Source organism: Streptomyces sp. NPDC059499 (genome assembly GCF_042749285.1).
Lineage (GTDB): Bacteria > Actinomycetota > Actinomycetes > Streptomycetales > Streptomycetaceae > Streptomyces.
In genome coordinates this window covers 587691-599951 of record NZ_JBHYTT010000001.1, presented here as the reverse complement: position 1 = coordinate 599951, position 12261 = coordinate 587691, and the positions used below count along the sequence as shown (strand labels likewise).

Below are 12261 nucleotides of genomic sequence, written 5' to 3'. Positions count from 1 at the left end.
CGTAGGCGCTAGAGTGCCCCAATGACGAGCCAGACCCTGAATGTCCCCGGACCCGATCAGATCCGCCGCGCGCCCAAGGTGCTCCTGCACGACCATCTCGACGGGGGCCTGCGCCCCGGCACCATCGTCGAGCTGGCGCTCGCGCAGGGCTATGACGCGCTGCCCGAGACGGAACCCGACAAACTCGGCATCTGGTTCCGCGAGGCGGCGGACTCCGGTTCGCTGGAGCGCTACCTGGAGACGTTCGCCCACACCTGCGCCGTCATGCAGACCCGCGACGCCCTGGTCCGGGTGGCCGCCGAGTGCGCCGAGGACCTCGCCGAGGACGGCGTCGTCTACGCCGAGGTGCGGTACGCGCCCGAGCAGCACCTCACCGCGGGCCTGACCCTCGAAGAGGTCGTCGAGGCGGTCAACGAGGGCTTCCGGGAGGGTGAGCGCCGGGCCCGTGCGAACGGCCACCGCATCCGCATCGGTGCCCTCCTGACCGCCATGCGGCACGCCGCCCGCGCCCTGGAGATCGCCGAACTCGCCAACCGCTACCGCGACCTGGGTGTCGTCGGCTTCGACATCGCGGGCGCCGAGGCGGGCTACCCGCCCACCCGGCACCTCGACGCGTTCGAGTACCTCAAGCGCGAGAACAACCACTTCACCATCCACGCGGGCGAGGCCTTCGGGCTGCCGTCGATCTGGCAGGCCCTCCAGTGGTGCGGCGCCGACCGGCTCGGCCACGGGGTCCGCATCATCGACGACATCGAGATCGCCGAGGACGGCAGCGTGACGCTGGGCCGCCTCGCCTCCTACGTACGGGACAAGCGGATCCCGCTGGAGCTCTGCCCGACCTCCAACCTCCAGACCGGTGCCGCGCCCTCGTACGCGGAGCACCCCATCGGGCTGCTGCGGAAGCTGCATTTCCGCGCCACGGTGAATACGGACAACCGACTGATGAGCGGGACCAGTATGAGCCAGGAATTCGAGCGGCTGACCGAGACATTCGGATACACGCTCGATGATATGCAGTGGTTCACAGTCAATGCGATGAAATCAGCGTTCATTCCTTTCGATGAACGTCTGGCGATGATCAACGACGTCGTCAAGCCCGGGTACGCGGAGCTGAAGTCCGAGTGGCTCTTCCGTCAGACGGCTACGACCAGCGGTTCTTCGTCGGTGGCAGGCTGAGGAAGCCAAAAGAAGAACGGCCGGGAACTTCGGATCCCGGCCTTTTTTCGTGTCCAGGCATGTTTGCGGGAAAGGCAGAGGGATGACTACGTTGCAGAGCCGCTCACATCCCCTTCCCCAAGGATGAATTTCACATGAAGCAGTCTGCTGTCAGGACCCTCGGTGTCGCCGCTCTCGGTGCCGCTTTCGCTGCCGCCGGTGCGGGAAGCGCCTCCGCGGTCGCCCTGCCCGTCGACGCCGCAGCCGGCGCGCTTCCGGCCGGTGTCGCGCTCGACTCCGTGACTGACGCGCTGCCTGCCGTGCAGGAGGCGGCAAGCGGCCTCCTCAACCAGCAGGGCAGCGGCAGTGAGGTCTCGGCGCCGGGCACCAACCTGCTCGGCGGCCTGCCCGCGGGCGGACTGACGGGTGCCCTGCCGCTCGGCGCCCTGCCGATCGGCGGCTGACCGCCCCGCACACGCGAATGGGGCGCGCACCCGGTCCGGGTGCGCGCCCCATCGTCTTCTCCCTGTCCCGTACCCCCGTGGTCCCGCCGGTCACCAGGCCGTCGCGGACGAGGTCTTCTCCGACGGCAGAAACAGCCACAGCGCCAGGTAGACCAGGAACTGGGGGCCGGGAAGCAGGCACGAGACCAGGAAGATGATCCGCATGGTCCGTGCGGAGGTGCCGAAGCGCCGTGCCAGCGCCGCGCACACCCCACCGATCATGCGTCCGTCACTGGGGCGGACAAGTGCGGCCATGGTGAGCTCCTTCGCGAACCGTTGCGGGGGCGGCTCCGTCGCGCTCCCGGTACCTCCATAGTGGCTCCGCGAAGGGGTGCAAAGCGTCGCTCTACGGGGCGATGCCGACCCTGGAAATCGTCGGGGTCGACCCCTGAGGAGCCTCGCTCCTGAAGCGGGCCTCGCCCCTGAGACGGGCCAGGTCCCCGGCGCCGGTCCGGTTCCCGCGGCGCAGCCGCGCCCGGGACACCGGAACGACGAGCAGATGGGCGATCGCGACACCCACGGTGTTCAGCAGCATCGAATCGACATCGACGACCTGCCCCGGAACCCCGGTCTGGCCCAGTTCGATGGCCATGGAGATCAGCGCCCCGGCCGCGACGGTCCGGGCCAGCGAGGCCCACGGGGAGACCAGCAGCCGTCCCCCCGCCATCGGCAGCAGCACGCCCAGCGGAGCCAGCAGCAGCAGCCCCTCACCGATCCGGCGCGCCGCCTCGACGGGGCCGAACGTCAGGTCCGCCCTGATCCCGGCGAACGGCTGCAGATTCGCGGCCGTCACCCAGGGCACGTCCAGCGGGCGCAGCGTCAGCCAGCCGACGAACAGCAGATGCGCGAGGAGGAGGAAGACCCCCGCCGCGCGGAAGCGGATGACGGCGCTGCCGTCCGAACTGTGACGCACGTGCACCAAGACGCCGCGACCGGCAGGATCGGTTCCGCCCGGTCGCAGGAAGCATCTGTGACGAGCGGCACGGAGAGCGGAACCGGGCCCGGACACGGCCCTCAGGGCAGCTCGACGGCACCCAGCGTCGGAACGTCCCCCGGGCGGCTCTTCGTCTCCGTCGTGCACAGATAGCCCCGTGGGGTGTAGTTCCCCGGCCCGCCGAGAAGCACCGACCCTCCGGAGCTCAGCGCCTCGCTCTCCGCGTACGAGCACACCACCTGCGCGAGCGCCTGCGCGGGCAGGTCCTCGGGCTGCTCGCTGAGGCGCAGCGTGCCCTCCGGGTCGCCCTTGCGCGCCGCGGTGACCCGCAGATCCGTCGGCACGTCCGTGGAGAAGCCGGCGCGCCGCTCCTCGGCGGTCGGCACCTGCTGGAGCTCGCCGAGCAGCGACTGGGCCATGCGGACCCGGTCGGAGCTGGACTCGTCGACCTCCACCATGCGCTCCACCGTCGCCAGCTGCGAGGCGCAGACCAGGTAGACGTGGACCGGGATGCTCTCCAGCGGCTGCGCGGTCGCCGCCGGAGCCGAGGCGCGGCACGGCATCCGGGACGGCGCGGCCCCCGCGTCGACCGGCACCGAGGTGCTCCTGATGCCGCACCCAGTAGCCAGCGCCGCACACGCCACGACGGCCGTGAGCGCGGCGGCGGCCCGGCCGGGGCCCTTCCCGGAGGATCCCGTGCGGGGCGCGTCGTACGCGCGGTCGCTGCGCATCACTTCGCGCTGCCCTTCTCGTTCCGGTCCGGGTCGTCGTCCCCGGGGGTACCGGTCAGCCGCTCCGCGTCGCGCGGCAGCCGGAGCACGAACACCGCGCCGTCGCCGTCCGGCGAATTCGAGGCCGTGATGTCACCGCCGTGGATGTGCGCGTTCTCCATCGCGATCGACAGACCCAGACCACTGCCCTCGGAACGCGGCCGCGAGGCACTCGCCTTGTAGAAGCGGTCGAACACATGGGGCAGGACGTCCTCGGGGATGCCCGGACCGTGGTCCCGTACCTCGATGACCAGCTCGTCGTCGTCGGCCCGCACGGCCACGCGTACCGGCGAGCCGCCGTGCTTGAGCGCGTTGCCGATCAGGTTCGCCAGGATCACGTCGAGCCGGCGCGGATCGAGCCGCACCATCATGCCCCGCTCCGCGTCGAGATCGACCGCGTCCAGCCAGGCGCGGGCGTCGATGCAGGCGGTGACCATGTCGGCCACGTCGACCGTGTCCAGGACGAGCCGGGCGGTACCCGCGTCGAAGCGGGTGACCTCCATGAGGTTCTCCACCAGGTCGTTCAGCCGCCGGGTCTCGCTCACCACCAGGTGCACGGCGGGCGCGATCATCGGATCGAGGCTGTCGGCCTCGTCCTCCAGCACCTCGGCGACCGCGGTGATCGCGGTCAGCGGGGTCCGCAGCTCGTGCGACATGTCGGCGACGAACCGGCGGCTCGCCTCCTCCCGCGCGGTCATGTCCGCGACCTTCTTCTCCAGGGAGCTCGCCGTCCTGTTGAACGTGCGGGAGAGATCGGCCAGTTCATCGGTGCCGGAGACCACGAGACGGGTGTCGAGCTTCCCCTCGCCGAGCTTGCGGGCGGCGTCCCCGAGCCGTTGCACGGGGCGCAGCACGGTCGTTGCCGCGCCCTGCGCGAGGAGCGCCGAGCCGACGAGGGCCAGCGCGGTGGCGATGCCCAGGGACCAGGCCAGCGAGTTGAGGTCCTGGCGCTCCTGGTCCAGCGACTTCAGCATGTAGCCCGCGGGACCACCGCCGATGATCTTCGTGCCGGCCACCAGGTACGGCGTGCCGCCGATGCTCGTACGCTGCCAGAACAGGTGGTACTCATGGCTGTTGCTCGATGTCAGCGGCTGCTTCTTGTTCACCTGGCGCTGCAGTGACACGGGTACGTCGAGCTTGGTGAAGGCGTCGATGTCGGAGGACCCGACGATCGGCTTGCCGTCATGGGAGTCGACCAGCAGCACGTGGTAGCCGGGGCCGCTGTTCGCCATCTGCCCGGCGGCCTCCCGCAGATCGCTGCCCGTGGGCTGCAGCGGCAGCGAGGCCGCCCCGTTCTGCATCTGCCGCCGGAAGTCGCCGAGCGCCGTGTCCTGCGTACGCGTCAGGACGGCCTCACGGTTGAGCCAGTACGCGATGCCCGACGCGGACACCGCGGCTGTCAGTGCCACCAGCGCGAACACGACGACGAGCCGCAGCCGCAGGCTGGTCCAGCGAAGACCCGCGAGTATGGAGCGTTTCGCGGAATCACTCACTGAGGCGAGTCCAGCCGGTAACCCACTCCGCGCACGGTCCGGATCAGGGTCGGCGAGGACGGCACGTCCTCCACCTTCGCGCGCAGCCGCTGCACACAGGCGTCCACCAGCCGCGAGTCACCGAGGTAGTCGTGCTCCCACACCAGTCGCAGCAACTGCTGCCGGGACAGGGCCTGACCGGGCCTGCGGCTCAGTTCCAGCAGGAGCCGCAGCTCGGTCGGCGTGAGCTGCAGGTCCTCCCCGTTCTTGGTGACGGTCATCGCCGAGCGGTCGATGACGACGCTCCCGAAGGTCGCCGAGTCGGTGGACTCCCGTTCGCCACGCCGCAGCACCGCACGGATACGGGCGTCGAGCACCCGGCCCTGTACGGGTTTCACCACGTAGTCGTCCGCGCCGGACTCCAGCCCCACCACGACGTCGATGTCGTCGCTGCGCGCGGTCAGCAGAATGATCGGCAGCTGGTCGGTCCGCCGGATGCGCCGGCAGACCTCGAAACCGTCGATCCCGGGCAGCATCACGTCCAGCACCACCAGGTCCGGTCGTTGCTCCCTGAGCAGGTCCAGGCCGTCCTCTCCCGTCGCCGCGGTGGCCACACGGTGGCCCTGGCGTGACAACGAGAGTTCGAGGGCCGTGCGGATGGCGTCGTCGTCCTCGATCAGCAACAGGAAAGGCACGGAGGTCATTCTGGCCCATGGTGGTGCCGCAGTTCGACAAACCCCCCTACTGGATCTGTCTCCCCAAGCACTTCCGGGGCTCCGGGACGCGGTCAACATGCCCTGTGACAGGCCTGTGACAGTCGGGGGACAGCGCCATGAAACTGCCCCGGCAAGCTCATTGGCACAGGGAACGAACGGACTCCACCGACGGGGGGCGCGAGATGAACGCACTGCACAGCACCACCTCAAGCGCAGTTGTCACGCGTCTCCACGACGTCGGCCGGAGCACGGAGAAGTCCGGCGCCGGGGGAGGGCGGGGGTGCTTCCGCGGCGCCGGGCGTCAGCACTCGTCGTACCTGACGATGGTTGACGCGCCCACGGGGGGAAACGGGGGCCACGGGGGAAACGGGGCCGACGGGGGAACCGCGTACGGGGAGGTCACGGGGGAACGGAAGCCCCTGGAGCGGACCGAGGACGCCGAAGCGGCGTTCACGGCCTACGTCCAGGAGCGCCGCGCCTCCCTGTACGCGACCGCCTATCACCTGACCGGCGACCGGTTCGAGGCTGAGGACCTGCTGCAGAGCGCCCTCTTCTCGACGTACCGGGCGTGGGACAGGATCAGTGACAAGGCGGCGGTCGGCGGATACCTCCGCCGCACCATGACCAATCTGCACATCAGCGCCTGGCGCAGGCGCAAGCTCAACGAGTACCCGACCGAGGAGCTGCCGGAGACGGTGGGCGACACGGACGCGATGCGCGGCACGGAGCTGCGGGCGGTGCTCTGGCAGGCCCTCGCACGGCTGCCGGAACTCCAGCGCACGATGCTGGTCCTCCGCTACTACGAGGGCCGCACGGACCCGGAGATCGCGTCCATCCTCGACATCAGTGTCGGCACGGTGAAGTCGAGCATCTGGCGGTCGCTCCGCCGGCTGCGCGAGGACGAGGTCCTCAGCTTCGGCCGTGACGAGGAGGAGTCCTTCGGCGAGCTGGTGGCCTGAGGCGCAAGGGGGAACGGGCCGCGGCTTCGGGGGAAGCGGCGGTACGGGGGAAACGGGTCGCGGCTTCGGGGGAAGCGGCGGTACGGGGGCAGTACGTGGCGGGGTCGGACGGGCCGGGGGGTCCTGTCCGGCCCCGCTGCGTTGTGCGTGGTGCGGTCCGGATCACGTCAGCCCGGTGATCTGCCCGCTCCGGCCACCACCGGGGCTCTGCCAGGTCAGGACGCGGGCGGGGCCGGTGAGGCAGCCGCAGCCGTCGTCGTCCGGCGGCAGCGGCCCGCCGCGGCCGCGGCCAGACGGCCCAGGGCCTCGTCCTTGCCGCACGGGTACGCGCCCAGCGCGGTCTGGCGGGCCACGATGCGCCGCTCGGCCCGCATCAGGCGCCAGCCGCGGCGCAGCAGGAAGGGGACCGACTTCCGGCCCTCGCGCAGATCCCGCACCAGCCGCCGCCGGAACGTCGTCGACGGCCGCCCGCGCAGGCACAGCGCGTCCGCCAGCAGACCCAGTTCCTGGCAGCGCTCCACGATGTCCGCGGCGAAGATGCCCTCGGCGATGAACAAGGGTGTGCGCTCTATGTCGAGCGCCTCGCGGTCGACCCGGGAGCTCGTGGCGATGTCGTACACGGGGACGTTCGTACGCCCGGTGCGGCACAGCTCGGCGATGGCCGCGACCGCTCCGTCCGCGTCCCAGGACCGTGCCGAGTCCCAGTCGATGTCCGTGCTGCCGGTGACCAGAGGCAGCGTCGGGTCGTTGGCCTCCTTGTAGAAGTCGTCCAGCCGCAGCACCGGAAGACCGGTACGGGCGGCGAGGGAGGACTTGCCGGAGCCGGAGGGGCCGGCGATCAGCACGACTCGAGTGGGGATCGGTTGGGAACTCACAGAACAGAAGTGTGAGGCATTGACCCGCGCAGGGGATCCCCGGGAGGTCCTGTTGGTATCGAGCATCACACCTCAACTACTCTGCGCGCACGAATGATTACTCGACCAGCCTCGATCAGGTGGGAAAACATGGCACGTCATGCACTCTCCAAGCCCCGGCGCCGCGCTCTTCTGCGCGCCGGTCTGACCCTCACCGCGCTGGGCGCGGCGCTCGGTGCGGGAGGTGCGGCGGCCCAGGCGGCACCGCTGCCCGCCGCTCCGGCCACCGGCGCGGACAGCACCCTCGGGGCGGTCAGCGACGCGGCGGCGCCCGCGCTGACCAGTGCGCTCGGCTACGGACTCGCCGGTGCCGTCGCCCCCGTCACCGATCTGCAGCTCGACCCGCTGGCCGGAACGGGAGTGGACCCGCTGGACAACGCCGTGGGCACTCAGATCGCCGACTTCAAGCCGGTGACCACAGCCGTCGTGACCGACCCGCTGACCAGCGGCGCGGCGCTCGGTGACCTGCCCGTGGTGGGACAGGTGACCGGCCTGATCACCGGCTGACGCACGCACGGTGCGCACGCGCACAGCACGCAGGGCCGCCCCGGGGAGCGGCCCTGCGTGCGCCCGGAGGGCCTGTGGGCGTCAGTACGAGGAGCCGGAGGCTCCCAGGGCGCCCGTCGGGTGCCAGACCGTCTTGGTCTCCAGGAAGGCCGTCAGACGGCGTGTGCCCGGATCGGCGGTCCAGTCCACGCCGTCCACAGCCTGTGGACGGAGAACCCGCTTCACGTTGTCGGCCGCCGCGATCTCCAGATCCTTCGCGAGCTCGCTGCCCGCGACGGCACCCGTGAGATCGATTGCGTTGACGTCCTGGTGGGACGCCAGCGGAGCGGCGAGCTCCGCCGTCCTCCCCGACAGGATGTTCACCACACCGCCCGGCAGGTCCGAGGTGGCCAGCACCTCGCCCAGCGAGAGCGCGGGCAGCGGGGCGTCCGCCGAGGCGATGACGACCGCCGTGTTACCGGTGGCGATCACCGGGGCGATCACCGAGATCAGACCCAGGAACGACGACTCCTGCGGGGCCAGTACCGTGACGACACCGGTCGGCTCCGGGGTGGACAGGTTGAAGTACGGCCCCGCGACCGGGTTCGCCCCGCCCACGATCTGGCCGATCTTGTCGGTCCAGCCCGCGTACCAGACCCAGCGGTCGATCGCCGCGTCGACGACGGCAGCCGCCTTGGACTTCGACAGCCCCTCGGCGTCCGCCACCTCCCGTACGAACTGCTCCCGGCGGCCCTCCAGCATCTCCGCGACGCGGTAGAGGACCTGGCCGCGGTTGTACGCGGTCGCTCCCGACCAGCCGCCGAACGCCTTGCGCGCGGCCACCACGGCGTCACGCGCGTCCTTGCGGGAGGACTGCGGGGCGTTCGCCAGCCACCTGCCCTTGGAGTCCGTCACCTCGTACACCCGGCCGCTCTCGGAGCGGGGGAACTTGCCCCCGACGTACAGCTTGTAGGTCTTGAAGACGCTCAGTCGTCCGTCAGACATCGAGGTAGGCCTCCAGACCGTGGCGGCCGCCTTCGCGGCCGAAGCCCGACTCCTTGTATCCGCCGAACGGCGAGGTCGGGTCGAACTTGTTGAACGTGTTGGCCCAGACGACGCCCGCACGGAGCTTGTTGGCCACCGCGAGGATGCGGGAGCCCTTCTCCGTCCAGATGCCCGCCGAGAGGCCGTACTGGCTGTTGTTGGCCTTGGCGACTGCCTCGTCCGGCGTACGGAAGGAGAGCACCGAAAGCACCGGACCGAAGATCTCGTCGCGGGCCACCCGGTGCGCCTGCGTGACGCCGGTGAACAGGGTCGGTGCGAACCAGTAGCCGGAGGACGGCAGCTCGCACGGGGCGGACCAGCGCTCGGCGCCCTCCGTCTCGCCCGTCTCGACGAGCGCGGTGATCCGGGAGAGCTGCTCCTCGGAGTTGATCGCGCCGATGTCGGTGTTCTTGTCCAGCGGGTCGCCGAGGCGGAGCGTGGACAGACGGCGCTTGAGGGAGTGCAGCACCTCGTCCTGGACGGACTCCTGGACGAGGAGCCGCGAGCCCGCGCAGCAGACCTGGCCCTGGTTGAAGAAGATCCCGTTGACGATGCCCTCGACGGCCTGGTCGACGGGCGCGTCGTCGAAGACGATGTTGGCGCCCTTGCCGCCCAGTTCCAGGGTGGCCTTCTTGCCCGTACCCGCGATCTGGCGGGCGATGGCCTTGCCGACCGCGGTCGAACCCGTGAAGGCGACCTTGTTGACGTCGGGGTGCTCGACGAGGGCCGAGCCCGCGTCCCCGTAACCCGTCAGGATGTTGACGACACCCTTGGGCAGGCCCGCCTGGCGGCAGATGTCGGCGAAGAAGAGCGCGGAGAGAGGGGTCGTCTCCGCGGGCTTCAGCACGACCGTGTTGCCGGTGGCGAGCGCCGGAGCGATCTTCCACGCGAGCATCAGGAGCGGGAAGTTCCACGGGATGATCTGTCCGGCCACACCGAGCGGGCGCGGGTCGGCCCCGTAGCCGGCGTGGTCGAGCTTGTCGGCCCAGCCCGCGTAGTAGAAGAAGTGCGCGGCGACCAGCGGAAGGTCCGCGTCGCGGGTCTCCTTGATCGGCTTGCCGTTGTCCAGGGTCTCCAGGACGGCCAGTTCGCGGGAGCGCTCCTGGATGATCCTGGCGATCCGGAACAGGTACTTGGCGCGCTCGGAGCCGGGCAGCGCCGACCACTTCTCGAACGCCCTGCGGGCGGCCTTCACGGCCCGGTCCACGTCCTCGGCGCCGGCCCGGGCCACCTCGGAGAGCACCTCCTCGGACGACGGGCTGACCGTCTTGAAGACCTTGCCGTCGGCGGCCTCGGTGAACTCGCCGTCGATGAAGAGGCCGTACGAGGGGGCGATGTCGACGACGGAGCGGGACTCCGGAGCCGGTGCGTATTCGAATGCAGTTGCCATGAGGATCAGTCCACCGTCACGTAATCGGGGCCGGAGTAACGGCCGGTGCTGAGCTTCTGGCGCTGCATCAGCAGGTCGTTCAGCAGGCTGGAGGCGCCGAAGCGGAACCAGTGGTTGTCCAGCCAGTCCTCGCCCGCGGTCTCGTTCACCAGGACCAGGAACTTGATCGCGTCCTTGGACGTGCGGATTCCGCCCGCGGGCTTCACGCCGATCTGTACTCCAGTCTGCTCCCGGAAGTCGCGCACGGCCTCCAGCATCAGCAGCGTGTTCGCCGGCGTGGCGTTGGTCCCGACCTTGCCGGTCGACGTCTTGATGAAGTCCGCGCCCGCCAGCATCCCGAGCCAGGAGGCCCGCCGGATGTTGTCGTACGTGGACAGCTCGCCGGTCTCGAAGATCACCTTCAGCCGGGCCGAGCCGCACTCGGCCTTCACGGCGATGATCTCCTCGTACACCTTCAGGTAACGGCCGGAGAGGAAGGCGCCGCGGTCGATCACCATGTCGATCTCGTCGGCCCCTGCCGCCACGGCGTCGCGGACGTCCGCGAGCTTGACGTCCAGCGCGGCGCGCCCGGCGGGGAAGGCCGTCGCGACGGACGCCACCTTCACTCCGGAGCCGGCCAGTGCTGCGGCGGCGGTCGCCGCCATGTCGGGGTAGACGCAGACCGCGGCGGTGCGCGGGGTCGTGCGGTCGGTGGGGTCGGGGTTGACGGCCTTGGCGGCGAGAGCCCGGACCTTGCCCGGGGTGTCCGCGCCTTCCAGCGTCGTCAGGTCGATCATCGAGATGGCGAGATCGATGGCGTACGCCTTGGCAGTCGTCTTGATCGATCGGGTACCGAGAGAGGCGGCGCGCGCTTCGAGGCCGACGGTGTCGACGCCGGGCAGCCCGTGCAGGAAGCGGCGCAGCGCACTGTCGGACGCCGTCGCGTCGGCGAATGCAGGTGCAGTGGTGGGCATGGTCACCACATGAGCATATCTACGCGCGTAGCGACCTGTACAGGGCCCTCCCCGTTTCCGCGTCTCCCGCAGGCCGTACGAGGCTGCCGGGCGGGCGCCCCGCCACCGCGCGCGCCCGTCAGGCAGAATCGGGACCATGACGAGCCCCACACCTCCCGCCGAGCCCGCCTACGCCGACCGGACCTTCCGGTCGGTCGCCGGGCTGGTCAGCGGCGCGCTGCTGATCCTGCTGGTCGGCTGGATCGGCGGCGACGCGGTGGTCCGGGGCAACGGATGGGTGCCGTGGCAGGCGCTGGCCGCGCTGCTGACCCTGATTCCGCTGATCGTGGCGTTCACCCTGCGGCCCGCGGTGTTCGCCGACGAGGAGCGGATCCGCATCCGCAACCCGTTCCGGACGATCGTGCTGCCCTGGAGCGACGTCTCCGACGTCCGGGCCTCGTACTCCAGCGAACTGTTCACCCAGGACGGCAGGAAGTACCAGCTGTGGGCGGTGCCCGTATCGCTGCGCGAGCGCAAGCGTGCGGCGCGGAAGGCGACCCGCGAGGCGCACGACGACCCGTACGGCCGGACCTCCGTGCACGCCGACGTCCGCGACATGCAGGCCCGCGCCGCCGCCGCCGACCAGTCGGTCCGGGAGCTGCGGGAGCTGGCCGAGCGGGCGGGCAGGCGTGAGGAGGAGGCCGTGACCACGGCGTCGGTGCGCTGGGCGTACGAGGTGATCGCCCCGGCCGTCGTCGGCGCGGTGCTGCTCGTGGTGCTGCTCGCGATCGCCTGAGGCGGCCCCGTAGGTCCGCCCGACGGGGTGCTGGTGGCCGTCGTCTGCCTGCCGTGGCGGGCCCGGCCCCCCCCCGCAGGCCCGGGGGGGGGGGGCCGGCCGCGGTGGGGGGGCGGGGGGGGGGGCCGGGCCAGTACCACAGCCACCGCCCCGTCCCGTGGCGCCCCCCCCCCCAAGGCCCCGGACCGGG

14 protein-coding genes are annotated in these 12261 nt (G+C 70.8%); 5 read left to right on the top strand and 9 right to left on the bottom strand.

Features of this window, described 5'->3' with window-relative positions:
• Positions 1-21: 21 nt before the first annotated feature.
• On the top strand, positions 22-1176 hold the full coding sequence (locus ACFW9O_RS02795; protein WP_351175443.1) for an adenosine deaminase: 1155 nt from the start codon (positions 22-24) through the stop codon (positions 1174-1176).
• 134 nt (positions 1177-1310) lie between these two features.
• Positions 1311-1619 carry a hypothetical protein gene (locus ACFW9O_RS02790; RefSeq protein WP_384604258.1) on the top strand — a complete coding sequence of 103 codons (309 nt, stop codon included), beginning with the start codon at positions 1311-1313 and terminating at the stop codon, positions 1617-1619.
• A 90-nt stretch (positions 1620-1709) separates the two neighbouring features.
• On the opposite strand, the gene ACFW9O_RS02785 is transcribed toward ACFW9O_RS02790, so the two are convergent.
• From ACFW9O_RS02785 to afsQ1, 5 genes are all read right to left on the bottom strand, one after another.
• Positions 1710-1913 (bottom strand): PspC domain-containing protein, encoded by a 204-nt coding sequence (locus tag ACFW9O_RS02785; protein WP_384604255.1) that lies wholly within the window; start codon positions 1911-1913, stop codon positions 1710-1712.
• 91 nt (positions 1914-2004) lie between these two features.
• Positions 2005-2577 (bottom strand): VanZ family protein, encoded by a 573-nt coding sequence (locus ACFW9O_RS02780; RefSeq protein ID WP_384605234.1) that lies wholly within the window; start codon positions 2575-2577, stop codon positions 2005-2007.
• A gap of 95 nt (positions 2578-2672) precedes the next feature.
• On the bottom strand, positions 2673-3323 hold the full coding sequence (locus tag ACFW9O_RS02775; RefSeq protein ID WP_384604253.1) for a hypothetical protein: 651 nt from the start codon (positions 3321-3323) through the stop codon (positions 2673-2675).
• Positions 3323-4855 (bottom strand): ATP-binding protein, encoded by a 1533-nt coding sequence (locus tag ACFW9O_RS02770; RefSeq protein WP_384604251.1) that lies wholly within the window; start codon positions 4853-4855, stop codon positions 3323-3325. The genes ACFW9O_RS02775 and ACFW9O_RS02770 overlap by 1 nt, the downstream gene beginning before the upstream one ends.
• A complete protein-coding gene (gene afsQ1 / locus ACFW9O_RS02765) occupies positions 4852-5529 on the bottom strand; it encodes a two-component system response regulator AfsQ1 (RefSeq protein ID WP_198959609.1) in 678 nt (225 codons plus the stop codon). The genes ACFW9O_RS02770 and afsQ1 overlap by 4 nt, the downstream gene beginning before the upstream one ends.
• 203 nt (positions 5530-5732) lie before the next feature.
• On the opposite strand from afsQ1, the gene ACFW9O_RS02760 reads away from it, so the two are divergent.
• On the top strand, positions 5733-6509 hold the full coding sequence (locus ACFW9O_RS02760; RefSeq protein ID WP_384604248.1) for a SigE family RNA polymerase sigma factor: 777 nt from the start codon (positions 5733-5735) through the stop codon (positions 6507-6509).
• Between the two features lie 215 nt (positions 6510-6724).
• Here the strand turns inward: ACFW9O_RS02760 and ACFW9O_RS02755 are convergent, their stop codons facing one another.
• Complete coding sequence (locus tag ACFW9O_RS02755; RefSeq protein ID WP_384604245.1) at positions 6725-7450, bottom strand: uridine kinase; 726 nt, start codon at positions 7448-7450, stop codon at positions 6725-6727.
• A gap of 63 nt (positions 7451-7513) precedes the next feature.
• On the opposite strand from ACFW9O_RS02755, the gene ACFW9O_RS02750 reads away from it, so the two are divergent.
• Positions 7514-7930, top strand: coding sequence for a hypothetical protein (locus ACFW9O_RS02750; RefSeq protein WP_351175457.1), 417 nt, complete (start codon positions 7514-7516; stop codon positions 7928-7930).
• A gap of 81 nt (positions 7931-8011) precedes the next feature.
• Here the strand turns inward: ACFW9O_RS02750 and ACFW9O_RS02745 are convergent, their stop codons facing one another.
• The 3 genes from ACFW9O_RS02745 to deoC are packed head-to-tail and all read right to left on the bottom strand — an operon-like array spanning position 8012 to position 11296.
• Complete coding sequence (locus ACFW9O_RS02745; RefSeq protein ID WP_384604242.1) at positions 8012-8914, bottom strand: aldehyde dehydrogenase family protein; 903 nt, start codon at positions 8912-8914, stop codon at positions 8012-8014.
• Positions 8907-10343, bottom strand: coding sequence for an aldehyde dehydrogenase family protein (locus ACFW9O_RS02740; RefSeq protein WP_351179784.1), 1437 nt, complete (start codon positions 10341-10343; stop codon positions 8907-8909). Before ACFW9O_RS02740 ends, ACFW9O_RS02745 begins: the two co-directional genes overlap by 8 nt.
• Before the next feature lie 5 nt (positions 10344-10348).
• A complete protein-coding gene (gene deoC, locus ACFW9O_RS02735; protein WP_351179787.1) occupies positions 10349-11296 on the bottom strand; it encodes a deoxyribose-phosphate aldolase in 948 nt (315 codons plus the stop codon).
• A gap of 136 nt (positions 11297-11432) precedes the next feature.
• Between deoC and ACFW9O_RS02730 the strand changes: the two genes are divergently transcribed.
• Positions 11433-12071 carry a PH domain-containing protein gene (locus tag ACFW9O_RS02730; RefSeq protein ID WP_351179790.1) on the top strand — a complete coding sequence of 213 codons (639 nt, stop codon included), beginning with the start codon at positions 11433-11435 and terminating at the stop codon, positions 12069-12071.
• The last annotated feature ends 190 nt before the right edge of the window (positions 12072-12261 follow it).